Raw genomic sequence first — 25972 nt, forward strand, 5'->3', positions numbered from 1 at the left:
CCTGGTCTACGCCCTGGGCATGGCGGCCCGGGGCGACATCCTGGCGGTGATCCGCGCCGACCCGGGCTTTCTGCCGACCGCGCGCACGGCGGCCGGAGGCTGGCTGGCGATCCCGGGAAACCGCCGGACGAGCGCCCTGCGCTGACCGGGGCCGGGGGCGTGCGGGCTCAGAGGGCCAGGGAGTTCAGGGGGCTGGGGGAGGCTCAGGGGGTCAGCCAGTGGCCGGCGGCCGCGAGCAGCGCCCGTACGCCCGTCTCGATCGTGGGTTCCGGGACGGGCGCGAAGTGCGGGGAGTGGTTGGAGGGGATCTGCGGCGGGATGCCGTCGCGGACCAGGGCCTCCAGGTCGACGCCCGCGAAGAGCCGGTGGTCGGCGCCGCCGACGAACCAGAACACCGAGGGCGCCCCCAGGGCCGTACCGAAGGCGCCGAAGTCCTCGCTGTTGGGAACCGGTGAGGTCAACTCGAAGGTGAGCCCCGGGAATTCGCCGGCCAGCGCGGTCTGTACGGCCTCGGTGGCCGCGGGATCGTTGTGGGTGACCGGGAAGGAGTCGATGGGGACGATCTCCGGTTCCTTCGGCGCGGCGGAGGCCGCCGCCTCGGCCCGGACGATCCGTTCGACCGCCGCCAGCACCCGCTCCCGTACGGCCGCCGTGGTGGACCGTACGTTGATCTTCAGCTCGACGGTGTCCGGGATGATGTTCTCCTTGGTGCCGCCGTGGATCGAGCCGACCGTGACGACGGCCTGCTGGCCCGCGCCGACCTCCCGGGAGACGACGGTCTGCAGCCGCATCACCACGGCTGCGGCCAGCACCACCGGGTCGACGGTCGCCTCCGGTGTGGACCCGTGCCCGCCCCGCCCGAACAGCGTGACCCGCATGCTGTCCGCACCCGCCATCAGCGCGCCCGCCCGGGTCCCGACAAGACCGGCCGGCGCGGCCGCCACATGCTGGGCCAGGCAGACGTCCGGCCGCGGGAACCGCTCGGCGAACCCGTCCGCGAGCACCTTCGGCGCGCCGCCCACCTCCTCGGCCGGCTGGAACACGGCGACCACCGTGCCACGCCAGCCGTCCCGCACGGCGGCCAGCTGCCCGGTGGCCCCCAGCAGCCAGGCGACATGCATGTCATGCCCGCACGCGTGCATCACCCCGTCGTTCTCCGAGGCGTAGGGCAGCCCGGTCTCCTCGGTGACCGGCAGCGCGTCCATGTCGGCCCGCAGCAGCACGACGGGGCCGTCCCCGTTGGCCAGAACCCCGACCACCCCGGTGCCGCCGACCCGCTCGGTGACCTCCCAGCCCTGCTCCCGCAGCCGCTCCGCGACGACGGCCGCGGTCCGCTCCTCCTCGAAGGACAGCTCCGGATGCGCGTGCAGGTCCTCGTACAGCGCCCGCAGCTCGGGGAGCTTCCCGCTCAGGCCGGTCAGGAGGGGGCTGATGCTCATGGCGTCGTCTCCAGGGGTGGGTGGCTTGCTTGCCCGTCGAGTCAAGGAACAGGATCAGCCTCGTCACCGAACTCCGCGCGAAAACGCAGGAAAACGAGGTGAACGGCTCGCCCGCCCCGGAGTCCGCCCTCCACGCCCTGCCCAACACCTCGGGCGCCGTCTTGCCGGCGCCGGCTCCGGCACGGCAACTGGTGCAGCGCCTAGGTGGTCAAGGCTCGGAGAAGCCCGAGCCCTGACCACCGCCCACCACACCGACCACCGCCACCCCGACCACCGCCACCAGCCCGACTACCGCCACCACCCCGACTACCGCTCCGCCTACGGCTCGTCCACGGTCGGACGGGTCCGGCCCGGCTCCGGCGGCTGGCCCAGCTTGAGCCGGGCGTGCAGGACGTCGCCGATGAACAGGTCGTAGATCAGCACCCCGATCACACCGCCGATCAGGGGGCCGACGATCGGGATCCACCAATAGCCGCTGAATCCCGCCCCGTTCCCCGGGAACGCAAAACTCTTCCACCCGGCGAACCAGGTGAGCAGCCGCGGCCCGAAGTCGCGGGCCGGGTTGATGGCGTAGCCCGCGTTCGCGCCGTAGGACATGCCGACGGCGGCCACCGCGAGGCCGATGACGAACGGGCCGAGGTTGGACCCCACGGCCGTGTTGCGCAGGTCTATGACCGCGACGACGAACATGACGAGGAAGGCCGTACCGACGATCTGGTCGATCAGCGGTCCCCAGGTCCCGCCGTGGAAGTACGGCGCCGGGAAGGTGGCGAAGATCGAGAAGGTGGCCTCCGTGTGCCCGCCCACCTTGGGCGGTTTCGACGCGGCGTCGAACGCGTTGATCGCGTCGTGGTAGACGAGGTAGACCAGCGCGGCCCCGGCGAGGGCGCCGAGCACCTGCGACACCCAGTAGGGCACCACCTTCGCCCAGGGGAACTTACGGCGTACGGCGAAAGCGAGCGTCACCGCCGGGTTCAGATGGGCGCCGCTGACACCGCCGGCCACGTAGATGCCGAAGGTCACGGCCATGCCCCAGCCCCAGGTGATGAGGAGCCAGTCACCGGCGGCGAGGAAGATCGTCGTGGCGGTCTCCGCACGCCCCGACCCGGGCAGCGCCGCGACGGCCATCGCCACGCTGCCGCATCCGAACGAGATGAGTACGAATGTCCCGAGAAACTCTGCCAGGCACTCACCGAGCAGGCCTCCACGGCTTCTGAGCCGGGAGGGCTTGAGGAGAGGAGGTATTTCCACAGCCATCGCTGGCCCCCTTTAGCCATCGCTGGCTCCCGGTGGGGAGCAATCGGGCCGAACACCATTTTGGCCCACAAATGATGTTCGCGCAGATCGGCCCATTGCGCCCGACGGGACTAACTCCGCCGCGGGATTACCTCTCCTCGGGTTCATCCCTCCCCGGGTTATCCCTCCAGGTCATCGGCGTAGTGCCGGAACCCGTGCCGGTCGCGGTGCATCCCCCAGAGCGTGTCGGCGAGCACGGCGGGATCCTTGCGCGCGTGCCCCGCGACGATGGCCCCCGGAATGATCAGTTGCGCCACATGGATCCCCTCCCCGGCGAGCCGGTCGTGCAGCAGATGCCCGTAGGCACTCTCGGCGGCGAAGGCGATGGAGGTCCCGGCGCGGTCCGGGTGCGGAATGACGGCCGTACCGCCGTTGACGAGGAGGATGGTCCCCCGTCCCAGCTCCCGCATCCCCGGCAGCACCTGCTGCACGGCGGCGACCGGCCCGTACACGGAGAACTCGACCGGCCCGAGCAGATCCGCATGGGTGGTCTCCAGCACGGGCCGCATGAAGTCCCGCTGCGGGACAGGGCTGTACTGCAGGATCTCGACCGTCCCGAGTTCCTCGGCCGCCCGCTCCAGGGCACCGGCGAGGGCGTGCGGGTCCCGCACGTCGGCGGAGAACCCACGGGCGTCGACGCCGAGGCCGGAAAGCTCCCCGGCGAGCCGCTCCCCGTCCCGGGCGAGAAGCGCGACGCCGTACCCTTCCCGTCCGAAGCGCCGGGCGACGGCGGCCCCCAGCCCTGGCCCGGCCCCCACGATGGCGATACTGCTCACGATGTGACTCCTGACGGCTGAGGCGGCGAGGTCGTACCTGGCTCCGTACCGCGCCGCCCCCGACTTCACACGTGCGCACCGGCCGCCACCCCGGCGAACCCACTCGGGCTGCCTTACGACGGCCGGTACTGGTACGCGTGGGCCGACACGCCAGAAGGACACACGGCACACTGCCGTCATGCGGATAGCGATGGCGTTCATGGCGCTGGTCTTCGTGCTCGGGTGGGTCTCCGCCATCGTCAAAGCCCGTAAGGGTCAGTGGTGGGACGCCGGTGCGGTCTTTCTGCCCATTCTCGGCGTGGACCTGTCGATCATCGGCAGCCTGAAGGGGCAGAACCCGTCTCTGGTCTGGGTGGGATGCGCGCTGGCGCTCGCCGGCTTCGGTGCGGAGGGCTACTCCTACTGGAGGACCCGGGCGCTGGACGGGGAGCAGGCGAGCCAGTGACGGGGGCTGGGTGGTGGTCGGTATCGCCCTGTGTGTTCGCGCCGGCCGTGGTGCAGTTCCTGGCGGCACGGGAACCGGGGACCACGCACCTCACGCGACCGGCGTAACCCGGCAGGCAGGCAAGCAGGCGTCAGTCTTCCGGCGGCTGTGCCTCGATCAGGCGTTCCGCGATGTCGTCCGCCCAGGTCTGGGCCCACTGGCGGAGGCCGGTGACGGCCTGGTCGTCGAGGCCGTACGCGGCGAACACACGGTCGTCGATCCACTCCGTGCCCGTCAGACGGGACTGGAGGTCCGTGAGGTCGAAGGTGTCCCGGGCGTGGCGACGGCCGAGGTCTTCCAGGTCGGGCAGGCTCCAGCGGTCCGCGGCCGCGTGCACGACGAGCAGGTCGCGGGGCAGACCGCGGTCGGTCAGCGCCCAGACCCGCATGCCGACCACGTCTTCGAGGGAGAGGGTCAGGCCGAGTTCCGTCCGGACCGGCGGGTGCCAGAGGGCCTCCTTGAGGAGGTTGACCTCGCCGTCCTCCTCCGACACGGCGTCGGTGACGATCAGTTGGGCGGAGAGCGGGTCCGTCTCGCGTGCGCCGGCGAGCCAGCCGCGTTCACGCAGGCCCGCCATGACCGTTTCTACGACCGTCCGCATGGGCGCCGGGTGCTGGGTGGCGACTTCCAGGGTCCGGCCGGGGCGGTCCAACAGGCCATGAACCTGGGCCGCGTAGTCGCCGGTCAGGGCGAGGGGGTACGCGTCGCCTGCCGACAGCAGGTCGGGCAGCAGGCGGCGGTGCAACTCGGTGAGGTCGAGGTTCACGTGGCGGCCGGTGTCCGGTGCGGGGGTTCGGCGGCCGAGGGGGGTGCCATGGGGGGATTATCGCTGGTTGGGAACGTGCGATGCCACGGCTCCGCGCCCGGCGCTGATCAATTGGTTGACATGGCCGAGCCCTGTGAGGAGATCCTCGCGTGGTCCTGGGGGGAGCGCGTGGATGGTCGTCGGCGGGATCTTCGCCCTGCCGGTCGTGTTCAACACGGTCGCCGCGGTCCACGAACTCCTCCGCTGGCCGCATCCGCGGGTGACACCCGGGAGATGTGACCCGGGTCGCATCCCCTCACGTCGTCACAGCCGCCTGCGGCACACTCCGCACATGGAGCCCACGCACATGGAGCCCACCCGTCCGCCGTCCGCCTGCTGCGCACCCTCCGCCCCCGCGGACCTCTCGACACGCCCTCTTCCGGCCCGCGGCGACGCCCCGGGGAGCACGGGCATGGTGGCCCTCCCCGGCGGTGAGTTCCTCATGGGCGCCGAGGACGCCGACGGCTTCCCGGCGGACGGTGAAGGCCCGGTACGGGCCGTGCGCGTCTCGCCGTTCCTCATCGACGCCTGCGCCGTGAGCAACGACGAGTACGCCGCGTTCGTCGCCGACACCGGGTATGTCACCGACGCGGAACGGCTGGGCTGGTCGTACGTCTTCGCCGGATTCCTGCCCGCCGCGCTGCGCAGGGGCGCGCCCCGGCCGCCGGAGACCCCCTGGTGGTGTGCGGTCGCGGGGGCCGCCTGGCACGAGCCGGCGGGGCCGGGCAGCGGGCTCGACGGGCTCGGCGGCCATCCCGTCGTCCATGTCTCCTGGTACGACGCCGCCGCATACGCCTCCTGGGCGGGCAAGCGGCTGCCCACCGAGGCGGAGTGGGAGTACGCGGCCCGGGGCGGTCTGGAGCAGGCCCGTTATCCGTGGGGCGACGAGCTGGACCCGGACGGGGAGTACCGGTGCAACATCTGGCGCGGGACGTTCCCCACCCGTAACACCGCAGCCGACGGGTACCGGGGCACCGCCCCCGTCGACGCGTTCGCGCCCAACGGGTACGGACTCCACAACACGTCCGGCAACGTCTGGGAGTGGTGCGCCGACTGGTGGTCCACCGACCGTCGTACGGATGTCGATCCCGCCGGTGCGGCCCTTGGCACCGCCCGGGTCATCCGGGGCGGCTCCCATCTGTGCCACGCCTCCTACTGCAACCGCTACCGGGTCGCCGCCCGCACCGCCAACACTCCCGACAGCTCCACCGGCCATACCGGCTTCCGCTGCGTCCGCGACGCGGGGTGAACGGGCGCGCCTACACCCGCTCCGGCTTGTACACCGCCAGCGACCAGATCACGAAGAAGTCGATGGCGATCATGATGAGGGCCCAGAGCGGGGCGTAGGGCAGGAACAGGAACTGGGCGACCATGCTCAGCGCGGCCAGGAAGATGCCGACCATGCGGGCCCAGTCGGGGGCGCCCTTGAGGAGGGCGGCGCCCGCGATGACGCCGAGTGCGCCCAGGATCACGAGGATCCAGCCCCAGCCGGTGAGGCTGACCTTGTAGACGTAGTCGTTTATCCGTGCGTACACGTCGTCGGTGGCGATCGCTGAGATGCCCTGCAGGATGGCCAGGACGCCGTTCATCAGTAGGAGGACCCCCGCGAAGACGACTCCGCCGGTGGTCCAGCCGGTGCGCGGCGTCGGTGCCGGATGCGTCTGCTGTGTCATGGGTACGACGATCCGGCCGCTCTGCGCCCCCCACCACGGGGGTTACTCCGAACGGGTGAACCGGGACTCCGCGCCCCAGGTCGTCACTCGCCGACCGGGCCGACGTACGTTCCCGGGTGGGTCGCGCCGTCCTGGAGGACCACGGCACCGCCGCGCCACGGCAGGTCGTACCAGGTGCGCTGGTTCGGGGCCGTGATGACGACCGTGGTCGGCGCGAACGCGGTGGAGTCGCCCTGCTTCGCGGCGAGGTAGGTGATCGTGAAGTTGGCGGACGCGCCGCTCGCCAGAGTGACCCGCTGCGGGCCGGCGTTGGTGCGCTGGAGCGACCACTGCTGTCCGCTGTTGACCAAGTCGACGCCGGGGAAGCCGTAGATCGTGCAGGTGCGGCCGCTCTTGTTGGTGAGCGCCACGACGGCGTGCCTCTGGTCGCCGCTGCCGCTGCCGGTGTCCAGCCAGGAGTAGCCGAGCCCGGAGGCCTGGCAGGCGGGCACCGAGCCACCCGCGGTGGAACCGCCGGAGGAGGAACCGCCCGTGGAGGAACCGCTGGAAGGCGAACCGCTGGAGGACGAACCGCTGGAAGACGAACCGCCGGTCGAGGAACCGCCGGACGCGGAGGAGCCGCCGGAGGTGGACGAGCCCGACGTGCTCCCGCCGCCGCTGCTGCCCGAGCCCGAGCCGCCGGTGGAGGCGCTGGCGGTGGGGTCGCCGGCGGCCGGAGCGGCCGTACCGCCGTCGGAGGTGACGGAGCCGGTCGCGGTGCCGTTGCAGGCGGTGAGCAGGGCCATCAGCGCGGCGGCGCCGGTCAGGGCGGCGGCGGTCTTGCGGAGGTGGTGACGGCGGTTGGGCATGGGGTCCCCCAGGGGTGGTGATGTACCCGGCTCTCTGCCGGACACCCCATACGATGCGGCACCGCACAGGGAAGTTCGGAACCCGCCGTCACGGGCCGGTCGTGTTCGTGCCACTGCGGCAGTTACAAATGGCCGCCATGACAAGGGCGTCCGCTCACGCCATCCAGAAGAACACCGCCGTCATCCGCTTCTCCTCCAGCGTCTTTCCGGCGTAACCGGTCGCGCTGTGCACGAGGTTGGCGTTGTAGAGGAGCAGCCGGTTGTACCGGTGCGGGACGCGGACGTCCTCCTCGAAGTGGTCGGCCGGGACGAACCGGGTTCCCAGGGCCTCGACGAGGTTGTTGTGCGGGGCCTGGACGATGTTGCCGCCGAGCCGGCCGCCGGGCAGTGACTGGCGGTAGAAGGCGGTGCCGCAGTCCTTGGCGACACCCGGGTTGAGATACAGCACCGCCGCGTACCGGCACAGTGCCCGCGAGTCGGTGTGCGGGCGCGGCTCGCTCTCGCCCTCGCCGACGACTTGCACGCAGTTGTGGTTGAGGGTGCCGCCGCCGGGTGCCTGCTGCACCCACAGTTTCCCGGCGCCGGTGGCCTGCTTCACCAGGCCTTCCACGACGGCGAGTTCGGCGGGTTCGAGGCCGGGCATGGTGCGCAGTCCGGGCCAGGTCTCCGAGGTGTACGGGTATCCCTGGACCCAGTCGTCCTTGGCCAGGCAGCGTTCCCGTACGGCGTCCACGTCCGGCAGGACGTCGTCGAACACCCAGTAGTCGCGGCCCTTGGTGGGCTTACGGTAGGGCAGCACGGGCAGCGCGGCGGGACCCCGGCCGGGAGCGACGCCGTGGGGAACGCGCGGGAGTGGTGGCTGTGGGGGCATACGGCGAAGCTAGCCCGCAACTTTGTCATGACCACACCCGCGAGGGGAAGACATCACCTTCTCCTGGGCAAGTCATGGGAAGGCGGCGCCCCTTGCAGGGCAGTACCTCACAACTTCTTTGCCAAACCAAAAGGTTTCCGGTGCTTCGCCCATCCGTATTCACCGGTGTCCGACCCCGCCCCTGCGCGGGACCCCTACCGGCAGGAGGCACCGGTGCGCTTTTCGCGGAACGCGACGGGAACTCTCTTCGTGGGCGGAGCCCTGAGTCTGACCCTCGCGGCACTCGCCTACCCGAGCATGCTGGGTCTGAACACCGTCTCCAGCGACTCCACTCGCGTGATCGCCACCACCCAGTGGGGGCCGCTGACGGAGGGCGACCGTGACTTCGTGGTGAAGGTGCGCGCGGCCGGGCTGTGGGAGTACCCCGTGGGTCAACTCGCCCTGAAAAAGGGCACGTCCCCCGCGGTCATCACCGCGGGCAAGCACCTGATCGACGGTCACGCGGCGCTGGACGCCACCTGCCGCAAGGTCGCCCCCATGCTCAACATCACCATCCCCAACCAGCCCTCGCCCCAGCAGCAGGGGTTCATCAACACCCTGACCGCGGACACGGGCAAGCAGTTCGACACGGACTTCGCCAACATCCTCCGGATCACGCACGGTTCGATCTTCAACACCATCGCGAAGATCCGCTCCACCACCCAGAACACCCTGGTGCGGACCCTGGCCGACCAGGCCAACGACACGGTCCTGGACCACATCACGGTGATGGAACAGACCGGCCTGGTCGACTTCCCGTCGGTCCTCTTCCAGGAGACGACCCCGCCGAAGCTGCCCGCCACCGACCTCACCCCGCCGCCCCCGGCTGCGGGCCAGCCGGAGGTCGTCCTCACCCCGCCGGTCAACAGCACCACCAGCCCGCCGGCGCTGCCGGGCGAGAACGGCAGCGGGACGGGAACCGGCACAGGAACCGGCACCGACACGGGGACCGGGGTGACCCCCAGCCCCACCGTCGGCTGAGTCGTCAGGCGCCCAGCCACACCGTGGTTTCGGGCGGCAGCGTGCCGTCATGCGGCAGCGGCACGCTGGCCAGCAGCACTTCGCCCGGCGGCAGGGGCACCGGCGCGTCCGACACGTTCGTGGCGCAACGCCAGCCCTCCGACCGGGCGAAGTGCAGCACATCCGCGGGCGCCTCGGCCCAGGTCAGCGTCTCTCCCTCGATCAGCTTGCGGCGCAGCCGCAGCGCGGTGCGGTAGAGCTCCAGGGTGGAGCCCGCCGTACCGTCCTGTGCCTCGACGGCGTACGACGCGAACCACTCCGGCTGCGGCAGCCAGGCACCGCCCGACCCGAAGCCGTACGACGGGCCGGTCACCTTCCACGGCAGCGGCACCCGGCAGCCGTCGCGGCCCTTGCGGACATGGGCCGTCTGTTCCCAGATCGGGTCCTGGAGGACGTCTTCGGGCAGGTCGGTGGCCTCGGGCAGGCCGAGTTCCTCACCCTGGTAGACATACGACGATCCGGGCAGCGCCAGCATCAGCAGGGTGGCGGCGCGGGCACGGCGGAGGCCACGAGAAGCATCGGTCTCCGGGGCTCGGCCGCCGGACAGCAGCCAGGCGTTCTCGTCGGTGCCGGGCGGGAGCATCAGCCGGGAGGCATGCCGTACGACGTCGTGGTTGGAGAGCACCCAGGTGGCGGAGGCGCCGACCGCGCGGGCGGTGGCGAGAGAGCCGGTGATGACCTCCCGGAGCGCCTGAGCGTCCCAAGGAGTCTGCAGATACTCGAAGTTGAAGGCCTGGCCGAGTTCGTCCGGGCGGGCGTAGAGGGCGCGGCGGGCGCCGGGCACCCAGGCCTCGGCGACGGCCGTGCGGGGCGGGCTGTAGGCGTCGAAGATCTTGCGCCAGTCCCGGTAGATCTCGTGCACCTCGTCGCGGTCCCAGTAGGGGTGCGTGCCGGGCGCTACCCGCTCCAGCGCCTCCTGGCCGGTCGCGCCGTACTCGGCCACGTCCCGCAGCGGGTCGGCGAGGTCCTTCACCAGTGCGTGCGCCACGTCGACGCGGAAGCCGTCGACGCCCCGGTCGGACCAGAAGCGCAGGGTGGTGCGGAAGTCGGCGCGTACCTCCTCGTGCTCCCAGTTCAGGTCGGGCTGCTCGGGGGCGAAGAGATGCAGGTACCACTCACCGTCCGGGACCCGGTGCCAGGCGCTGCCGCCGAACACCGACTGCCAGTCCGAGGGCGGGCGTTCGCCGTGCTCGCCGCGGCCGGGCCGGAAGACGTAACGTTCGCGGGCCGCCGAGCCGGGGCCCGCGAGCAGGGACTCCTGGAACCAAGGGTGCAGATGCGAGGTGTGGTTCGGGACGATGTCGACGATCACCTTCAGGCCCAGCCGGTGCGCCTCGGCGACCATCACGTCGAAGTCGTCCAGGGTGCCCAGCCGGGGGTCGACGTCCCGGTGGTCGGCGACGTCGTAGCCGCCGTCGGCGAGCTCGGACGGGTAGAACGGGCTGAGCCACAGGGCGTCCACTCCGAGCGCGCCCAGATGGGACAGCCGCTCGGTGACGCCCCGGATGTCACCGAGCCCGTCACCGTCCGCGTCGGCGAAGCTGCGCGGATACACCTGGTAGATCACGGCCTGACGCCACCAGTCGGGGTTCCTGGACGAGAGGTCGACCACGGGCGTTCCTTTCGGGCGGAGAAGCACAGAGAACAAGTCTGTCCATATTGCCGAGAAAGGGAACCTTCACACCGCCCGGAGCGGATCATTCCCTGCGTGAGGGAGTTGTCATGACCCCGAACGTCCCTTGATACAGAGCAGGTTCGCAGACATCGGCACGTCACACGACCATGGGCCGCGTCGGCGAGCGCCCGGGCCAGGTCCGGTAACGGGCGGCGCCGGTGGGGGCCGAGCAGACACCTACGCACACCAGACCATCCGACGTGCGGTTTTCACGATGCATTCTGCTCACTGCTCCGAAGACCTTCTGGCTGAGGGCCTTCCCTCGATCGGCCAGGATTTCTTCTGATGGCAAGCACGGGCTTCCGCGGAGCCGCGAGAGGCCGGACGAGAGGGGCTGGACGGGCGCGATCACGTTTCGGGCGGCCCATCCGGTGGGCGGTGACTACCGGTTGCGGGTGATCGACTTGTGCTCGACGTAGCCGGTCAGGCCGACCTTGCCGTACTCGCGGCCCAGCCCGCTCGCCTTGTAGCCGCCGAACGGGCCGTCGAAGCTGACCGGCGAGCCGTTCAGGGTGACCGTGCCGGTGCGCAGCCGACGGGCGACGGTCAGGGCCCGCTCCGGATCCGCCGTCCAGATGCCACCGGACAGGCCGTACTCGGAGTCATTGGCAATGCGGACCGCGTCGTCCTCGTCGTCGTAGGCGATCACGGCCAGGACCGGGCCGAAGATTTCCTCCTGGGCGATGCGCATGTTGTTGTCGACATCGGCGAACACGGTCGGGGTGACGTAGTTGCCCTTCTCCAGGCCCTCGGGGACCTGCGGGCCGCCGGTGACGAGGCGGGCGCCCTCCGCTATGCCGATCTTGATGTAGTCGATGACGCGCTGCTGCTGGTCGGGGCGGATCATCGGGCCGATGAAGGTGTCCGGAGCGGACGGGTCGCCCACCTTCAGGGACTCGACCATCTCCTTCACCGTGGCGACGACTTCCTCGTAGCGGCTGCGGGGGGCCAGGATGCGGGTCTGCAGGATGCAGGCCTCGCCGTTGTTGCCCAGCGAGCCGAACCGCAGGCCCTGCACGGCAGCTGACAGGTCCGCGTCCTCCAGGATGAGCGCGGCGGACTTGCCGCCCAGTTCCAGGCCGACCCGCTTGAGGTGTTCCCCGGCGATCGAGGCGATGCGCCGGCCGGCACGGGTGGAGCCGGTGAAGGAGATCTTGTCCACGCCGGGGTGCGAGACGAGGTACTCGCTGGTCTCCCGGTCCGCCGGCAGGACGCTGAGCACTCCGGCGGGAAGGCCGGCCCCATGCCAAAGGTCCGCCAGCAGCGCCATGCTGAGGGAGTTCTCCGGGGAGACCTTGAGGACGACGGTGTTGCCGGCCAGCAGTGCCGGGACCAGCTTGGCGGTGGCCGCGGAGAACGGAGAGTTCCACGGGATGACCGCGGCGACCACGCCGATCGCCTCGCGGCGCACGATGGTGTCGAACGCCACCGACGGGTCGGACGGCTCGACGACCTCCTCCCAACCGAACTCCTCGGCCGCCTTGAGGTAGGCCTTGACCTGACGGGTCAGGAACGGCTGCCCGACCTTGGTGAACCAGCCGGCCGAGCCGTTCTCGGCGGAGATCGCCGCGGCGACCTCGTCGGCACGCGCCGCGCGCAGGGCGTCGTAACGCCGGACGATCTCCTGCCGTTCCTCGGGCGTGGTGTGCGGCCAGGGCCCGAGGTCGAAGGCCCGCCGGGCAGCGGCGACGGCCGCGTCCACGTCGGCGGGCGCAGCCTGGGCCACGCTGCCCAGCAGGGACTGATCGTGCGGCGAGGGGATGTCGAGCAGGAGGTCCGGGTTGCTGGGGGCGACCCAGGAACCGCCGATGTAGAGCTTGTCGCGGACAGTCATGTCTTTTCAGTTCCTTCTTGTGAAACGTAGTTGCGGGGGAAGGGGTCTGGAAGGGACGGGCCCGGACGTTCGGAGTGACGGTCGCGGCGCCGACGACGCGTGCCTCAGCTCTTGGCCGGGCGGACCATCTGTGCGACCGCAGTGTCGGCGAAGTCGCCGAGTCCGTCCCGGTCTGTGGAGAGGCTGACCTCGCGCCACGCCGCGTCCTCCGCGGCGCGGGCACCGGTGATCTGCGGGGCGAGCCAGGCCGCGTCGGAACCGAGGAGGAGCCGCACCGGCGGTGCTGCCTCGTCGACGAGCCGCAGGATCGCGGCGGCCATCTTGGCGGGGTCGCCTCGCTGCACGTCGGGGTTGTTGCGGTAGGTACGGGCGAAGACGCCGACAGTCTGCTCGTACTCGTCATGGATGACCGGCAGCGGCATCGGAGCAGCGGCCCACGGGGTCCGGATTCCTCCTGGCTCGACCAACGTGACACGGATCCCGATAGGCGCTACCTCGCGGGCGAGGATCTCGGTGAACCCGCCCAGCGCCCATTTCGACGACTGGTAGGCACCCAGGCCCGGCTGGTTACGCCGACCTCCGATGGTGGAGACGTTCACGATGCATCCCGAACGCCGCGGACGCATCACGGGCAGCACGGCCCGCACCGTGTTGACCGCGCCGAAGAAGTTGACCTCGATGTCGCGGCGGAACTCGTCTTCGGGCACGTCCTCGATCGAACCCACACCGCGGGCGCCGGCGCTGTTCACGAGCACATCGACACCGCCGAACTCGGCGATGGCGTAGGCGACGGCGTCGCGAGAGGCAGCCGCGTCGGTCACGTCCATGGCCCGCACGCGCAGCCGGTCACGGTACTGGTCGGGGACGGGCACCGCATCAGGCAACAGGTCGGTCGCAACCACGTTGTGGCCAGCCGCGAGAGCAGCCTCGACGACGCGGCCACCCAGGCCACCGGCCGCACCGGAGATCAAAAGGGTCTTGGTCATTGCTTCTCGCTTCTACTGCGAAACAGTGGCCCGCTCAGGAGCGGGGCCGCGGTCCCGGCGCGGGGGATGCCGGGGCCTGAGCCAGTCCGCCGCAGTGCCGCGCCGACGCTGTGTCAGGTGTGGGGTAGTCCGTGGAGCGGCTGACCTCGGCCCACTTGTTCGCCTCAGCGAGACGGCCTTCCTCCGAGCTGATGGCGATGCCCAGGGCGTCGCTGCCGAGCAGAAGCCTGCGCGGGGGCTCCTCGGCGCCCACCGCGCCGATGATCGCGCGGGCCATACGGTCCGGGTCGCCGGGCTCGTTCCCGGCGTACCCCGCGAACCTGGCCAGCCATGTACCGACCGTCTGCTCATAGTCAGGGGTGACGGGACCGGACGGCTCCGCGGCGCCGGCGGCCCAGCCGGTGCGGATACCGCCCGGCTCCACGATGATCACCTTGATGCCGAACGGGGCCACCTCGTTCGCCAGCACCTCGGAGAAGCCCTCGACCCCGAACTTCGCCGTCTGATAGGCGCTCAGCCCGGGGGTGCCGCCGACCCGGCCGCCGATGGACGAGATCTGGACGATGTGCCCTGACCTCTGCCCACGCAACACGGGCAGCGCAGCGCGGGTCACGTTGATCACACCGAACAGGTTCGCCTCGACTTGCGCCCGGAACTCGTCCTCCGGGAAGTCCTCGATCGAACCGCTGGTCGCATAGCCGGCGTTGTTCACGACGACGTCGACGGTGCCGAATCGCGCCACCGCGGCCGCGACCACGTCCCGGGCCTCGGACGGCGACATGACGTCCAGCGCCACGGTCTCCAGCCGCTCCGGATGCTCCGCCTTCAGCTCGGCCAGAGCCTCCGGCCTGCGCGAAGTAACGATGACTCGATCACCGGCCTCCAGAGCCTCGAGAACCAGAGCCCTGCCCAACCCCTGAGAACCACCGGTGATCAGCCAAGTCCGTGTCATGGCGCACTCCTCATCATCTCGTCGCTTTCGTTCGCCCGTCAGGGCGCGCAACTTCAATGTAGGCGTTCCTGCAAGAAACGCAACACTAGCGTTGTTGTTGTCTAACGAGATGCAACTCACGATGAGATGATCGAGTCGAAACCACCACTCCCGCTAGGATGGCCGGACAATGAGAGCTGATGCCGCACGCAACGTGATCGCTGTCCTCCACACCGGGGCCCGCCTCCTGGCGGAGGACCCGAGCACATCGATGGCAGCCATCGCCGCCGCGGCGGGTGTGGACCGCACCACCGTCCATCGCCGCTTCGCGAACCGGGAGGCGCTGCTACGCGCCGTCTTCCAGGCCAAACTCGACTCCGCCGAGCGGGTCCTGGACGAGGCACGGCTGACCGAGGCCCCAGTGCCGGTCGCCCTCCACCGCTACCTGGAGGGGATCATCCCCGTCAGCCGGGAGTGGCCTGTCGACACGCGCCGCATGATGCAGAAGGACCCTGAAGCCCGCGCTCGCCGCGAGGAGCAGAGTGAGCGCCTGAACGCTTTCCTCCGGCGTGCTGCCGATGAGGGCCATCTGCGCGCCGACATCGACGCAGCCTGGACACGAACGGTTCTCGACGATCTCGTCGACAGCATCGCCCACCAGTTCCCTGAAGTGGATCCCCCGCAGGCGGCCGACCTCGTCGCGGACACCTTCCTGCGCGGCCTCGGCGCCGCCTGACCCCCACCGCGCCTCGGTCTTACGGGCGCAGTCAAAGCCACGAGCGAAGGGGTGCCTGAAACCCGGGATGCTCCGCCGAAGGACCACCGGCGGGGCACATCACCAAGGGCTCGCAGAGAGTCAACTTGCGGGCGAGCGGCTGGACTGACCTGCGAGGTCGAGTCTCAGAACCCACAAGTGAAGGCTGCGGGCCCCAAGCATGGCGGACAGGAAGGACGGACAACAGGATGGATCTGAAGCTGAAAGGCCGCCGGGCCCTTGTGACGGGCTCCAGCTCCGGTCTGGGCGAGGCGATCGCCCGGATGCTCGCCGCGGAGGGCGCCGATGTCGTCGTCCACGGCCGAGACGAGGCCCGGACCCATGCGGTGGCAAAGACGATCGGCGCGGTCAGCTCGGCAGTCGCCGAGCTCACCACAGACGAAGGCGCGGACTTGGTGGCCCGCATCGCCGGAGAGGCCGACATCCTGGTCAACAACGCCGGCGCCTACGACCACGCCGGCTGGGATGCAGCCGACGCGCAGACCTGGACGCGCACGTACGAGGTCAACGTTGTCTCCGGGGTACGCATGATCCGCCGGCTCGTCCCGGGCATGCGGCAACGGGGGTGGGGACGGGTGATCCAGATCGGCGGCGGCCTGGCTTCGCAGCCGATGGCCACGCAGCCCCACTACAACGCCTCGCTAGCCGCCCGGCACAACCTCGCCGTCTCCCTCGCGCGGGAGCTGAAGGGCACGGGCGTAACGTCGAACGTGGTCTCACCAGGAGCCATCATGGTCGACTCCGTGCAGAACATGCTCACCCAGATGGCCCCGGAGCATGGCTGGGGCCAAACCTGGGAGGAGATCGAACGCAACGCCGCCGACAATTTCATACCCAACGACATTGGCCGATTCGGCCGCCCGGTCGAAATCGCCGCAGCCGTCGCCTATCTCGCCAGCCCTTACGCCGACTACATCAGCGGCGCCACCATCCGTGTCGATGGAGGCACGATCCGGTCAGTCACGTGAACGCCGCGCCGGAAACCAGAACCCGCCCACGCCAACCGCCCGATACGACGATGAGCGGGACCAACAAGGGTCGGCACAATGCCTCGCCCACGAGCAGAGCCGGGGCGCGCCGTGGTCTTCAGTGGCCTTTGGTCCAGGTGGTGGCGACTGTCTCCAGATACAGCTTCACGTACCGTGCCACGTCCACGTCCAGTGCCACGTCCACCATGGCCAGTTCGCGGCCGCCGCCATGGATCTCGGCCTCGCCCGGGCGGGGGCGGCGGTCGACGACGGTCTGCCCCCGGGTCGGGCCGGGAGCCAGCGAGACCTCGACCGGGAGGTGGCCGGTGGTCAGGCCGGCCGGGTCGGCGACGGCGCAGACCGCGCCCGCGTCGCCGAGGCCGCCGGCCGGGTCGTCGCCGTCCGGGTCCGGGGCGGTGGGCCGGTGCGCGAGCAGTTCACCGGCGAGCCGGGCACCCGGTTCCGCGCTCGCGCGCAGCCGTCGCACCTCCGCGCCCGGCACCACGACCCGCTGGAAGACGTCCAGGCCGTACATGGTGATCGGCACTCCGGCGGTGAGCAGTATCGCGGCGGCCTCGGGGTCGTGCCACACGTTGAACTCGGCCACCGGAGTGGCGTTCCCGGTGGCGACCGCGCCGCCCATGAAGACGATCCGCTCGATGTTGCGGGTGACCTCGGGGTGGGTGCGCAGCAGCAGGGCGATGTTGGTGAGCGGCGCGGTCGGGACGAGGGTGACCGGGCGGGGCGAGGCGAGGATCTCGTGGCGGAGCAGGGTGACGGCGTCGACGCCGGCCGGGCGGCGGGTGGGCGCGGGCAGGCCCAGGTCCCCCATGCCGTCGGTGCCGTGCACATGCCGGGCCGAGCGGACCGCCTCGATGAGCGGCCGCTCGGCCCCCCGCGCGACGGGCACGTCCCCGGCCCCGGCCCGCTCCAGCACGGTCAGGGTGTTCCGGACCACCCCGTCCACGTCCGTGTTCCCGGCGACACAGGTCACCGCCCGCAGATCGAGCCCCCGGTGGCGGACGGCGAACAGCAGGGCGAGGGCGTCGTCGACACCGGTGTCACAGTCGATGATCACGGGAATGGGCTGACCGGCCACGGGGGCTCCTTCCGTCACCCCCGACTCTATGCGCCCACCAGAACACTCCAGCGAACAGCACGACAGCCGACCCAAGGGGCGCGGGGAACCGCGCGACCACCCCCAACGGCGCCGCGCCGCCCCACCCCCACCAGCCACCCCGGAATCAATCGTTCTTGAAGTAGTGCCCCTCCTCAAGATCGGCGATCAGCCCCGGCTCGACCGGCTCCCACCCCAGCAACTCCCGCGTCCGCGCGCTGCTCACCGGCACATCCATCGATACGAACGCACCGAAGAACCCGAAGTGCTCGGCGATCCGATCAGCCGGAACGCTCTCGACCGGCACCCCCAGACGGCCCCCGATCACCTCGGCGATCTCCCGCACCATGACGCCCTCGTCGGCCGCCGCGTGCAGCTGCGCTCCCGCCGGTGCCTTCTCCAGGGCCAGCCGGTAGAGCCGGGCGAGGTCCAGCGTGTGTACGGCGGGCCACCGGTTCCCGCCGTCGCCGGGGTAGCCGGAGACGCCCGTGGTCCGGGCGATCCGGATCAGCATCGGCAGAAACCCGCCCCGGTCCCGCGTGCTGTGCACGACCGGCGGGATTCCGACGGCCACGGTCCGCACGCCCTGGTCGGTGAGTTCACCGAGCAGCCTCCGCGTGGCGGACCGCGGATTGGCGTTGACCGTCTCTTCGATGTGCTCGTTGCCCTCCAGTCCCATGCCGATGCCCATGAGGGCCTTGCCGGTGCCGGCGAGCACCTCGCCGAACGCCCGCGTCACCTCCAGGTCGGTGGCCGCGGCGCCGGCCATGTTCCCGGCGGCCATGGCCGTGTGGTCGAAGGCGAGATGGACCACGGCGTCGGCCTCGCGGGCGGCCGCCCGCAGACCGTCCAGGTCCGCCAGGTCACCGCGGCGCACCTCGGCGCCCAGTGCCGTCACGGCGGCGGCGGAGTCGTCGGACCGGGCGAGGCCGACGACCTCGTGCCCGGCCCGGAGCAGTTCGGGGATGACGCCGGAGGCGATATGACCGCTGGCGCCGGTGACGAAAACACGCATGGCAGCTCTCCCGAGAACGCCCAAGTAGGTGATGTGACTCGGTACCGTCACCGTAGCACTGTGACGGTACCGAGTCACATCACCTAAGCTGTCCCCATGGCTCGATGGGAACCGAACGCGCGACTCCGACTGGTGCGGTCCGCACTCGACCTGTTCGGCGAGCAGGGTTACGACAGCACCACCGTCGCCCAGATCGCCGAGCGGGCCGGACTGACCAAGACGACCTTCTTCCGGCACTTCCCAGACAAGCGCGAGGTGCTGTTCGCCGGGCAGGAGGTACACAGTCGCCTCCTCACGGAGGGCGTCGCGGCCGCACCCGACACCGCGACCCCGCTGGAGGCGGTCGCCGTGGCCCTGGACGCCCTGACCGCCTCCTTCACCCCCGAGCAGCGCGAGTTCGCCCCCCGCCTCAGCGCGGTCATCGCCGGCCACAGCGAGCTGCGGGAGCGCCTGGCCTTCAAGGAGCTCAACCTGGCGGCAACCCTGGCCGACGCGCTCCGCCGACGCGGTGTACCCGACCCGGCCGCGAGCCTCGCCGCCGACCTGGGCCTCCGCGCGTTCAGCATGGCCTTCGCCCAGTGGATCACCCCGGAGAACGACCGCCCCTTCCCTGGCCTGGCCCGCGACTCCCTCACCGAACTCCACAAGGCAGCAACCACCCTCACCTGACGGCGCCCCCACCCACCGCCGCCACTCGACTCCCCCCGGTCGCGCCGTCACTCGTCCTCGTGCCAGAGCCCGGCCCCGCGCCCCGCCACCCGCTCCCCGACCCGCCGCACCAGCTCCGCCACCGGCAACGCCCCCGGTCGCCGCCCGTCCCGCAGCCGTACGGCCGCCAGCCCCGCCTCGGCCTCACGCTCACCGCTGGTACGGCACGAGCCTGCCGCCCCGCACCCGCGCCCCCAGGCTCCCCTGATCGGGGCCGGCGACCTCGGCCCGCAGCCCGCCCGCGACCGCCGCAGCGGCCAGCGCCTCCGCGCCCGCCAGCTGCGGTTCGTCGACCGGCAGGACAAGCAGCTGCACCGGCGCCAGCCAGGCCGGAAGTACCCCGCCGTGCACCTCAAGAAGATGCGCGACGGCCCGGTCCACACTCCCGATCACGCTCCGGTGCACCATCACGGCCGGTGTCTGCCCCCTCCGCCCCGAGGTACCGCAGATCGAACCGCTCCTGCTGATGGAAGTCGATCTGCACGGTGGACAGGGTCGACTCCCGCCCCGCCGGGTCGGCGACCTGTACGTCGATCTTCGGGCCGTAGAACGCGGCCTCCCCCTCGGCGGCGGAGCCGTCGTCCTCCGTTCAGGAGGGACCGCACGCAAGCCTCGCCCCACGGTGATGGCGCTTCCTGAAATCGGGTCTGTCAGCAATCTCGTGATGTCGGTCTGATCACGGCGGCTCGTCGACAGCCCGCACGCCGATAGCCGTCGTGGCAGGCACGACGCTGCTGTCCCGCCGCCGGAGCCCGAGCGCGAACGCGAACGCGATTACGCGCCGCACGCCCTGCTGTCTGACCGTGCAGGCCTGTTGGGCCGGCACGGGGCTTCGGAGGGCTCGGAACGCGGCGGTCTCGTCATCGCGCCCGCCGCGTTCCGCCGTCCGGATCCAGGACGGCTGCCGCCCTACTTACCGGCGACGGGGGTCGTCGACGCGTAGAGCGCCTCGCGCAGGGTCGCCGTCGTCTGGGCGACCGCCGCCTTGTTGGCCTGCGTGTCACGCAGAGCGTTCAGCATCATGAAGTCGTGGGTGACTCCGCTGTAGTGCGACGAGGTCACCTGCACCCCCGCCGACCTGAGCTTCGCGGCATAGGAGTTGCCGGAGTCCATCAGCACGTCGGAGTCGGTGATGACCAAGGCCGGCGGCAGGCCGCGCAGTTGCCCGACGGTCGCCTTCAGCGGCGAGGCCAGCGGGTTGGCACGGTCGGCGACCTTGGGAGCGTAGGCGTTCCAGAACCACTTCATGGCGGGCCTGGCGAGCCAGCAGTTCTCCGCGTAGCGGTGGTACGACGCCGTGTCGAAGTTGGCGTCGGTGACCGGGTAGAGCATGACCTGCTGGCGGAAGTGCGGGCCACCGCGCTGCTTGGCCATCATCGTGACCGCGGCGGTCATGTCGCCACCGACCGAGTCACCGGCGACGGCCAGCCGGCTGGAGTCCAGGCTGATCTCGGCGCCGTGGGCGCCGACCCACTTGGCGACGGCGTACGCCTGCTCGATCGGGACCGGGAACTGGGCCTCGGGAGAGGGCGTGTAGTCGACGAAGACGACCTCGGCGCGGGCGCCATGTGCGAGTTCGCGGACGAGGCGCTCGTGGGTCTTGAAGTTGCCGAGGACCCAGCCGCCGCCGTGGATGTAGACGATGCCGGGCAGCGTCCCTTTGACGCCCGCGGGCCGCACGATGTGCACGTTGACCGGGCCCGTCGGGCCGCCCGGCACGGTGCGCTCGGTGATCTGCGCGGGCAGCAGCGGGACCGGGCCCGCCTGGAGTTTGTTCAGCACGTCACGGGCGGCCGGGTACGACAGGTCGTACAGCGGCTTGCCGTCGGCGGCCGCGAGCTGGTCCAGGAAGTCCTGGTCGATCTTCTCCAGTTTCTCCGGCGGGTTGCCGCACGGCACGTACTTGGCGTCCGCGGCCACCGCCGCCATGCCCTGGGCGGTACCCGGGGCGGCGCCGTCCCGGACGGTGCCGCAGGCGCTCATCGTGGTCGCCGTCGCGGTCAGGAGTGCTGCCACGGCGAGGTGGCGCAGGCGGCGGGCCCTGGGCACGGTACGTATTGCTCCCATGTCTGTTGCTCTCATGTCTGCGGATTCCCTACGTGAAGGAGTCGACCCCCTCCGTAATCGTGACTGGTCCGTATGGCGTACACCATCAGGGTTAGGCCAGACGGGACACCTGGGGATGACTCCGCAGACATGCCATGCCCTTCGACCAAGCCCGAGCCGTAGGCGACGGTGAGTCACGCGCCTCGGCCGGCGTAGGCTCCGACTCCTCCTCGGCATCCGGAACCTCCTCAACGAAGTCCAGCGCCCAGTCAGGGTCCTGGATCGCTCAGCAAAGCTCAGCGGCCGTGACACGCAGATACTCACCGAGCATGCTCATGGCCGGAGGGTAGAAGGAGCCACTGACAACGGCCCCGCGCCCGTCTCAATTTCCGTCTCATTCAGCCCGGTTCACCGACGTTCAAGCGGACCGCCAGTCGCTCCCCGACTGGCGGCGAGCCGCCCATGAAACCCAGGTGAACGCCCCTGAACACGCCCCACCACCACGGTTGGAAAGCGTGTTGGCACAAGGAGTCGCCCCGGCTGGGTAAGGAGTCAGCTGCTGGTCTCCGAGCCCCAGGGCACAGGCCCCACACCCCGCCACTCGATCCACGGTGACTCCGCCACCTCTGCCGCGTCGATCTCCAGCCCAGCTCGGCGGAGGAACTCGGCGACGTCGGCCATGTTGTGGGCCAGGCCGAGAATCTCGCCGTCGACGCGTACGCGCCGGCCACCCGACGACGATGGTGGGAGGACGATCACGCGAACCGGGCCGGACATGCCTTCAGGATCATCCGGGACATGCGGCCCCGCATCCCATTCCGTCATCGGCGAAGCCACCCACTCACGTCCCCGTGTGACCGCCCCAGGTCCCGCAGTTCCCACCACGCCGCAGGGCTTGGACGCCGACGCATCTCGGTACGGCCGGGTCGCTCGGCGAGCTGCCGGTAGGTGGCACTCCACTCCTGCTGCGTATGGGCGAGGTCGTCGCGAAACGGTCGCATGACCAAATTCAAGCACGTGTTCGATTTTCTAGGCCAGCGCCAGCGCGGAGACCGTGTCCGGCGGCATGAGGGTGACCGAGCGCTTCAACTGGCCGCTCTGCGCTCAGCTGGCTGTGCCCTCAGCCGTCGAGTGCAACGGCGTCCAGCAGCTGCTGGCCACTCGGGAGGGCCAGCCGCTCGTCAGGGCGGCCGGCCGTCGAAGGCAGGCAGTGGGCTTTGGACGCAGCAACCTCGCCGGCGCCTACCGAGCGGCGGGGGAACTGCTGCGGGCCACTTCTCTGTACGAGGCCACCCTCGCCCAGCGCGAGCAGGTTCTGGGCGACACCCACCCCGACGCCCTGCGAAACCGCAACAACCTCGCGGTCGCCCCACCAAGCCGCCCAAGCAGTACAGCAGAGAAGTACAGCAACCTCAGCAACCGGCTCTGGCCAACAACTGCCCTGAGAAGCCGAATAGCGGCTCCTGACCCCCAACGACCATCCCTCCAGAACTACGGATCAGAAGGCCTCTGACATCCACGGCTGACATCAAGGACGCCGGATGGGGGCGTAATCCAGCGTCTCTGTCCGGCCGCCGCGCCGGTCGCCGGCAGCAGCCGGAGCGGGCTCGGACCGAACTCCTGAAGCGGGTGTCTCAAGGTACCCCTGGAAGGTCGAGCATGTAAGAACAGTACGGCGGGGTTTGGTCCTCGTCCTCGGCTCTAATGCGTCGGGCTTGGGCTGGGCGGTGCGCCGGTAGTGGCGCCGCCCTTCGAGGGCCTTGGTGATGGGGGCGCCGTGCCAGTGGTTGGCGCCGTCGCTGGTGTCGTCTGGCTCGGACCAGCGGCCCCGGTTGCGGTCGGCACGGATCCTGGCGGCGGTGACGCCGATCCGGGCGGCCTCGAGTTCGCAGTCGGTGTAGAGGCGCTGCGGCTCAAGCTCGGGGCAGCCGCCGGATAAGAAGCACCGAGTGTCCCAGAGACGGGCTGGGCATGAGATCCGGTTGGCGCAGCCGCAGGGTGGGACGCACCGAATGCAGAGGGGGGCTGAGCGCCGTGAGATCGGGTGGATCGGAGGGCGCCGGGCCCGCTCTTGGCGGTCGCCGTAGCGGAGGGCGAGTTCGAGGGGGTTACGGCGGGCGTCGCTGCTCCCCGGTCGTCGCTTCCGCTGGTGATCGATGTGACGGCGAGAGTCGCGCCCAGGGCCACGGAGAGGGCCAGGGCCGTGCCCGCTGCCAGGCGACGGCTGTGGCGAGTGTCACCGGGAAGGTGAAGGTTGCGCCGGGTGACCGCCGCCTCCTGAGGCCGTATGTGCTCCTCCTTTCCGGGGCGAGCGGCCAGCGGCGTCGGAAGGCGCGCCTCGGAGGGCGCCGAGAGCGGCAGGGGGGATGGATCAGGTCCGGCGTGCTGGTAGGCGAGGGCTTGCGCGCACTGCTCGGCGTCCGGGCGGGCCTCGGGGTCCTGGGCGGTCATGGCCCGCAGCAGGGCCGCGAGTTCCGAGGGGAACCAGGTGGGGACTTCGGGTGGGCGGTGTAGGCGGGCGACTGTCGCTTCCAACGGTGTGCCCTGGTACTCCAGTTCACCTTTCAAGCACTCCAGTAGGACCAGGCCGAGCGCGTAGACGTCGGCGGCTGGCCCGATCCGCCTGCCCTCAACCTGCTCCGGTGCCAGATAGGCGGCGGTGCCTATCAGCACGTCCGGTGCCGTGTGGCGGGTGGCATTGGCCAATCGGGCGATGCCGAAATCGGCCAGGTGAGGAGCACCGGCCGCATCGAGGAGGATGTTCGACGGTTTGACGTCTCGGTGCACGACGCCGACCCGGTGGACATAGGTCAGCGCCCGCGCGAGGGCGGCGCCCACATTTACCACACGCCGCTCAGGCAGCGCTCCACACGCCAAAAGGCCGCGCAGCGTGGGGCCCTTGATCAGTTGCATGACCAGGTAGGTGCGGTCGTCGTGGCGGCCGGCGTCGTAGACGGTGACCAGTCCCGGGTGCTGCAGGCGGGCCAGAAGGACGGCCTCCGCGGTGAGACGGTCTTCTGTCTGCGGGTCCGGGCCGGGCCGGAACACCTTGACGGCCACGGGACGCCGAAGGCGCGTGTCAACGCCCTCGTACACGTCGGCCATGCCTCCCGATCCGATTCTCGCGCCCAACCGGTAGCGGCCGGAGAGGACTTCGGCGGGCTGCTCATTCGCTGGAACCGGCGCGGGCGTCGGCAGGGATGCTGATTGGCGGGCCTTCATCTGGTTCTCCGTTGCTGTCACCGCGTACCGGACTCGGCCATGGGCCATGCTGCGAGGCGGGTACCCCCAGCCTTTGTCAGATATCCGGAACAAGTCGGCGCAGTGACGAAAACGGCCCTACTTCCCCCCGTGGCTGGCGCGTTGCGACAGGTCAGGCAAGCTGCCAGCCCAGCTTCGCGTGCCGGCCCAAGGCCCCCTCTCGGCTGGGCGGGCGTCAGCTACTCAATTCCGGGCCCCAGCGGTCCGGCCCCCCACTCCGCGCCAGTCGATCCACGTCGCCCTGCGACTTCCAGAGTCGATCTCCAGGCCGGCGCGGCGGAGGAACTCGGCCAGGTCGGCCACATTGTGTGTCAGCCCGAGGATCTCGCCGTCCACGCGCACGCGCCGGCCACCTGTGGGGACGGCGATGCAAGATCACGTGAATCGGTCCGGACACACCTTCAGGATCACCCGGGATGTACGGCCCCGCGTTCCAGCGCGTCATTCGAGGACCCTCGGTGTCCGGGAGGCAGAGTGCGTCACGTTGAAGCCGCAGGTAGATCTGGTGACGTAGTCACTCAGTTCACGTCCTTGCCGACGCGTTCGGCCGGTACGTGTTCACCACGTTCGTGAAGGGCACCAAACATGGGCCCGTACGAGGCGGCAAAGCACATCCCCGGCGTGGGCGGGCACGAGCTGTCGTACACGGCGAACCGGCACTTCTCCATCGCGCTGCTGAACGAGGCGGTCGCCGACCTGGTCAACGCGCACGCCCGCCTGGAAATCTCGCAGGCGTGGGGCGACGGCACCGCTGTGGGGCGGACGGCACCCACATGGTCACCTACCTCAACAACCTGCTCGCCGAGACCTCGGTGCGGTACGGCAAGGCGGGCGGCATCGCCTACCACCACATCTCCGACACCTACGTCGCGCTGTTCACGCACTTCAGTGCGGGGTGTGGGAGGCCGTCTACATCATCGAGGGGCTGCTCAAGAACACGTCCGAGGTGAAGCCGACCACCGTGCACGCCGATACGCAGGACCAGTCCCAGCCTGTGTTCGCGCTCGCGCACCTGCTGGGCTTCGAGCTGATGCCCAGGATCCGGAACTGGAAGGGCCTGACCTTCTACCGGCCGTCCAAGCAGACCGAGTGCGTCCACATCGACTCGCTGTTCGGGAACAGACCCGCCGGACACAGCCCTGCTGTCCTGTGGAAGTTTTACGCGAAGATCCTTCGGGGCCAACAGCAGACCTCGAACCGGATGATCGACGCGGCATTGGCCGACGACAACGGGGGCTGACCAGCGCGGCGAGCCTGGCCACAGGTTGGCCACACGCGCTGATCAACCGTGGGATACGACCGATTCAGGGTGAGACAAGATGAACGCAGAAGGGGCGCCCCTTACCTGGGGCACCCCTTCTGACCTGCGTGTCTATGACCTGCGCGGTGGGTGTGGGATTTGAAC

The 25972-nt window shown here is 70.3% G+C and carries 24 protein-coding genes and 3 pseudogenes; 9 read left to right on the forward strand and 18 right to left on the reverse strand.

The window, feature by feature from the left end:
• Nucleotides 1-19: 19 nt before the first annotated feature.
• The gene (locus tag ABZ396_RS05495) at nt 20-145 is read left to right on the forward strand and encodes a hypothetical protein (protein WP_358914886.1); all 126 of its coding nucleotides are present in this window, start codon (nt 20-22) and stop codon (nt 143-145) included.
• Nucleotides 146-203: 58 nt separating this feature from the next.
• Here ABZ396_RS05495 and ABZ396_RS05500 read toward each other — a convergent pair whose 3' ends face one another.
• From ABZ396_RS05500 to ABZ396_RS05510, 3 genes are all read right to left on the reverse strand, one after another.
• Nucleotides 204-1439: an amidohydrolase gene (locus ABZ396_RS05500; protein WP_358914887.1), complete on the reverse strand. Its 1236-nt coding sequence runs from the start codon at nt 1437-1439 to the stop codon at nt 204-206.
• Between the two features lie 318 nt (nt 1440-1757).
• Complete coding sequence (locus ABZ396_RS05505) at nt 1758-2696, reverse strand: MIP/aquaporin family protein (protein WP_358914889.1); 939 nt, start codon at nt 2694-2696, stop codon at nt 1758-1760.
• Between the two features lie 158 nt (nt 2697-2854).
• Nucleotides 2855-3511, reverse strand: a complete 657-nt coding sequence (locus ABZ396_RS05510) for an SDR family NAD(P)-dependent oxidoreductase (RefSeq protein WP_358914890.1) — start codon at nt 3509-3511, stop codon at nt 2855-2857.
• A 178-nt stretch (nt 3512-3689) separates the two neighbouring features.
• On the opposite strand from ABZ396_RS05510, the gene ABZ396_RS05515 reads away from it, so the two are divergent.
• Nucleotides 3690-3956, forward strand: coding sequence for a hypothetical protein (locus ABZ396_RS05515; protein WP_358914892.1), 267 nt, complete (start codon nt 3690-3692; stop codon nt 3954-3956).
• 130 nt (nt 3957-4086) lie between these two features.
• On the opposite strand, the gene ABZ396_RS05520 is transcribed toward ABZ396_RS05515, so the two are convergent.
• Nucleotides 4087-4761: a hypothetical protein gene (locus ABZ396_RS05520; RefSeq protein WP_358914894.1), complete on the reverse strand. Its 675-nt coding sequence runs from the start codon at nt 4759-4761 to the stop codon at nt 4087-4089.
• Between the two features lie 451 nt (nt 4762-5212).
• On the opposite strand from ABZ396_RS05520, the gene ABZ396_RS05525 reads away from it, so the two are divergent.
• Nucleotides 5213-6049 carry a formylglycine-generating enzyme family protein gene (locus tag ABZ396_RS05525; protein WP_358914896.1) on the forward strand — a complete coding sequence of 279 codons (837 nt, stop codon included), beginning with the start codon at nt 5213-5215 and terminating at the stop codon, nt 6047-6049.
• A gap of 10 nt (nt 6050-6059) precedes the next feature.
• On the opposite strand, the gene ABZ396_RS05530 is transcribed toward ABZ396_RS05525, so the two are convergent.
• The 3 genes from ABZ396_RS05530 to ABZ396_RS05540 all read right to left on the reverse strand — a co-directional run bounded on the left by ABZ396_RS05530 (nt 6060) and on the right by ABZ396_RS05540 (nt 8192).
• Nucleotides 6060-6473, reverse strand: coding sequence for a hypothetical protein (locus tag ABZ396_RS05530; RefSeq protein WP_358914898.1), 414 nt, complete (start codon nt 6471-6473; stop codon nt 6060-6062).
• Between the two features lie 83 nt (nt 6474-6556).
• Nucleotides 6557-7321: a DUF4232 domain-containing protein gene (locus tag ABZ396_RS05535; protein WP_358914900.1), complete on the reverse strand. Its 765-nt coding sequence runs from the start codon at nt 7319-7321 to the stop codon at nt 6557-6559.
• 154 nt (nt 7322-7475) lie between these two features.
• Complete coding sequence (locus ABZ396_RS05540; RefSeq protein ID WP_358914902.1) at nt 7476-8192, reverse strand: DUF6445 family protein; 717 nt, start codon at nt 8190-8192, stop codon at nt 7476-7478.
• A gap of 249 nt (nt 8193-8441) precedes the next feature.
• Here ABZ396_RS05540 and ABZ396_RS05545 point away from each other — a divergent pair, with 249 nt between their 5' ends.
• On the forward strand, nt 8442-9212 hold the full coding sequence (locus ABZ396_RS05545; protein ID WP_358915195.1) for a DUF4142 domain-containing protein: 771 nt from the start codon (nt 8442-8444) through the stop codon (nt 9210-9212).
• A 4-nt stretch (nt 9213-9216) separates the two neighbouring features.
• On the opposite strand, the gene ABZ396_RS05550 is transcribed toward ABZ396_RS05545, so the two are convergent.
• From ABZ396_RS05550 to ABZ396_RS05565, 4 genes are all read right to left on the reverse strand, one after another.
• The gene (locus tag ABZ396_RS05550) at nt 9217-10863 is read right to left on the reverse strand and encodes an alpha-amylase family glycosyl hydrolase (RefSeq protein WP_358914904.1); all 1647 of its coding nucleotides are present in this window, start codon (nt 10861-10863) and stop codon (nt 9217-9219) included.
• 445 nt (nt 10864-11308) lie between these two features.
• Complete coding sequence (locus tag ABZ396_RS05555; protein ID WP_358914906.1) at nt 11309-12760, reverse strand: aldehyde dehydrogenase; 1452 nt, start codon at nt 12758-12760, stop codon at nt 11309-11311.
• A gap of 104 nt (nt 12761-12864) precedes the next feature.
• Nucleotides 12865-13746: an SDR family NAD(P)-dependent oxidoreductase gene (locus ABZ396_RS05560; RefSeq protein ID WP_358914908.1), complete on the reverse strand. Its 882-nt coding sequence runs from the start codon at nt 13744-13746 to the stop codon at nt 12865-12867.
• A gap of 34 nt (nt 13747-13780) precedes the next feature.
• Complete coding sequence (locus ABZ396_RS05565) at nt 13781-14698, reverse strand: SDR family NAD(P)-dependent oxidoreductase (protein WP_358914910.1); 918 nt, start codon at nt 14696-14698, stop codon at nt 13781-13783.
• A gap of 169 nt (nt 14699-14867) precedes the next feature.
• Between ABZ396_RS05565 and ABZ396_RS05570 the strand changes: the two genes are divergently transcribed.
• Both ABZ396_RS05570 and ABZ396_RS05575 read left to right on the forward strand, forming a co-directional pair.
• Entirely contained in the window at nt 14868-15413 is a 546-nt protein-coding gene (locus tag ABZ396_RS05570) for a TetR family transcriptional regulator (RefSeq protein ID WP_358914912.1), read from the forward strand.
• A gap of 227 nt (nt 15414-15640) precedes the next feature.
• Nucleotides 15641-16420, forward strand: coding sequence for an SDR family NAD(P)-dependent oxidoreductase (locus ABZ396_RS05575; RefSeq protein ID WP_358914914.1), 780 nt, complete (start codon nt 15641-15643; stop codon nt 16418-16420).
• Between the two features lie 118 nt (nt 16421-16538).
• On the opposite strand, the gene ABZ396_RS05580 is transcribed toward ABZ396_RS05575, so the two are convergent.
• Both ABZ396_RS05580 and ABZ396_RS05585 read right to left on the reverse strand, forming a co-directional pair.
• Entirely contained in the window at nt 16539-17519 is a 981-nt protein-coding gene (locus ABZ396_RS05580) for a nucleoside hydrolase (protein WP_358914916.1), read from the reverse strand.
• A 145-nt stretch (nt 17520-17664) separates the two neighbouring features.
• Nucleotides 17665-18552: an SDR family oxidoreductase gene (locus ABZ396_RS05585; RefSeq protein ID WP_358914918.1), complete on the reverse strand. Its 888-nt coding sequence runs from the start codon at nt 18550-18552 to the stop codon at nt 17665-17667.
• 96 nt (nt 18553-18648) lie between these two features.
• Between ABZ396_RS05585 and ABZ396_RS05590 the strand changes: the two genes are divergently transcribed.
• Nucleotides 18649-19221 (forward strand): helix-turn-helix domain-containing protein, encoded by a 573-nt coding sequence (locus ABZ396_RS05590; RefSeq protein ID WP_358914920.1) that lies wholly within the window; start codon nt 18649-18651, stop codon nt 19219-19221.
• 47 nt (nt 19222-19268) lie between these two features.
• Here the strand turns inward: ABZ396_RS05590 and ABZ396_RS05595 are convergent.
• From ABZ396_RS05595 to ABZ396_RS05605, 3 genes and pseudogenes are all read right to left on the reverse strand, one after another.
• Nucleotides 19269-19831, reverse strand: a pseudogene (locus ABZ396_RS05595) (aminoacyl--tRNA ligase-related protein); the annotation flags it as partial.
• A 338-nt stretch (nt 19832-20169) separates the two neighbouring features.
• A complete protein-coding gene (locus tag ABZ396_RS05600) occupies nt 20170-21327 on the reverse strand; it encodes an alpha/beta hydrolase (RefSeq protein WP_358914922.1) in 1158 nt (385 codons plus the stop codon).
• A 531-nt stretch (nt 21328-21858) separates the two neighbouring features.
• The gene (locus ABZ396_RS05605; RefSeq protein WP_358914924.1) at nt 21859-22083 is read right to left on the reverse strand and encodes a hypothetical protein; all 225 of its coding nucleotides are present in this window, start codon (nt 22081-22083) and stop codon (nt 21859-21861) included.
• A gap of 289 nt (nt 22084-22372) precedes the next feature.
• On the opposite strand from ABZ396_RS05605, the gene ABZ396_RS05610 reads away from it, so the two are divergent.
• On the forward strand, nt 22373-22819 hold the full coding sequence (locus tag ABZ396_RS05610; RefSeq protein WP_358914926.1) for a tetratricopeptide repeat protein: 447 nt from the start codon (nt 22373-22375) through the stop codon (nt 22817-22819).
• A 188-nt stretch (nt 22820-23007) separates the two neighbouring features.
• Here ABZ396_RS05610 and ABZ396_RS05615 read toward each other — a convergent pair whose 3' ends face one another.
• A complete protein-coding gene (locus ABZ396_RS05615; RefSeq protein WP_358914928.1) occupies nt 23008-24576 on the reverse strand; it encodes a protein kinase in 1569 nt (522 codons plus the stop codon).
• Nucleotides 24577-24742: 166 nt separating this feature from the next.
• Nucleotides 24743-24964, reverse strand: a pseudogene (locus ABZ396_RS05620) (hypothetical protein).
• 188 nt (nt 24965-25152) lie between these two features.
• Between ABZ396_RS05620 and ABZ396_RS05625 the strand changes: the two are divergent.
• Nucleotides 25153-25807 (forward strand): annotated as a pseudogene (locus ABZ396_RS05625) (Tn3 family transposase).
• The last annotated feature ends 165 nt before the right edge of the window (nt 25808-25972 follow it).

This window comes from Streptomyces sp. NPDC005866 (assembly GCF_040629895.1).
Classification (GTDB): domain Bacteria; phylum Actinomycetota; class Actinomycetes; order Streptomycetales; family Streptomycetaceae; genus Streptomyces.

Coding starts and splice junctions, on each gene's coding strand:
- ABZ396_RS05495 (WP_358914886.1), top strand. CDS start 20: ATGGCGGCCCGGGGCGACATCCTGGCGGTGATCCGCGCCGACCCGGGC.
- ABZ396_RS05500 (WP_358914887.1), bottom strand. CDS start 1,439: ATGAGCATCAGCCCCCTCCTGACCGGCCTGAGCGGGAAGCTCCCCGAG.
- ABZ396_RS05505 (WP_358914889.1), bottom strand. CDS start 2,696: ATGGCTGTGGAAATACCTCCTCTCCTCAAGCCCTCCCGGCTCAGAAGC.
- ABZ396_RS05515 (WP_358914892.1), top strand. CDS start 3,690: ATGCGGATAGCGATGGCGTTCATGGCGCTGGTCTTCGTGCTCGGGTGG.
- ABZ396_RS05525 (WP_358914896.1), top strand. CDS start 5,213: ATGGTGGCCCTCCCCGGCGGTGAGTTCCTCATGGGCGCCGAGGACGCC.
- ABZ396_RS05530 (WP_358914898.1), bottom strand. CDS start 6,473: ATGACACAGCAGACGCATCCGGCACCGACGCCGCGCACCGGCTGGACC.
- ABZ396_RS05535 (WP_358914900.1), bottom strand. CDS start 7,321: ATGCCCAACCGCCGTCACCACCTCCGCAAGACCGCCGCCGCCCTGACC.
- ABZ396_RS05540 (WP_358914902.1), bottom strand. CDS start 8,192: ATGCCCCCACAGCCACCACTCCCGCGCGTTCCCCACGGCGTCGCTCCC.
- ABZ396_RS05555 (WP_358914906.1), bottom strand. CDS start 12,760: ATGACTGTCCGCGACAAGCTCTACATCGGCGGTTCCTGGGTCGCCCCC.
- ABZ396_RS05560 (WP_358914908.1), bottom strand. CDS start 13,746: ATGACCAAGACCCTTTTGATCTCCGGTGCGGCCGGTGGCCTGGGTGGC.
- ABZ396_RS05565 (WP_358914910.1), bottom strand. CDS start 14,698: ATGACACGGACTTGGCTGATCACCGGTGGTTCTCAGGGGTTGGGCAGG.
- ABZ396_RS05570 (WP_358914912.1), top strand. CDS start 14,868: ATGAGAGCTGATGCCGCACGCAACGTGATCGCTGTCCTCCACACCGGG.
- ABZ396_RS05575 (WP_358914914.1), top strand. CDS start 15,641: ATGGATCTGAAGCTGAAAGGCCGCCGGGCCCTTGTGACGGGCTCCAGC.
- ABZ396_RS05585 (WP_358914918.1), bottom strand. CDS start 18,552: ATGCGTGTTTTCGTCACCGGCGCCAGCGGTCATATCGCCTCCGGCGTC.
- ABZ396_RS05590 (WP_358914920.1), top strand. CDS start 18,649: ATGGCTCGATGGGAACCGAACGCGCGACTCCGACTGGTGCGGTCCGCA.
- ABZ396_RS05600 (WP_358914922.1), bottom strand. CDS start 21,327: ATGGGAGCAATACGTACCGTGCCCAGGGCCCGCCGCCTGCGCCACCTC.
- ABZ396_RS05605 (WP_358914924.1), bottom strand. CDS start 22,083: ATGTCCGGCCCGGTTCGCGTGATCGTCCTCCCACCATCGTCGTCGGGT.
- ABZ396_RS05610 (WP_358914926.1), top strand. CDS start 22,373: ATGAGGGTGACCGAGCGCTTCAACTGGCCGCTCTGCGCTCAGCTGGCT.
- ABZ396_RS05615 (WP_358914928.1), bottom strand. CDS start 24,576: ATGGCCCATGGCCGAGTCCGGTACGCGGTGACAGCAACGGAGAACCAG.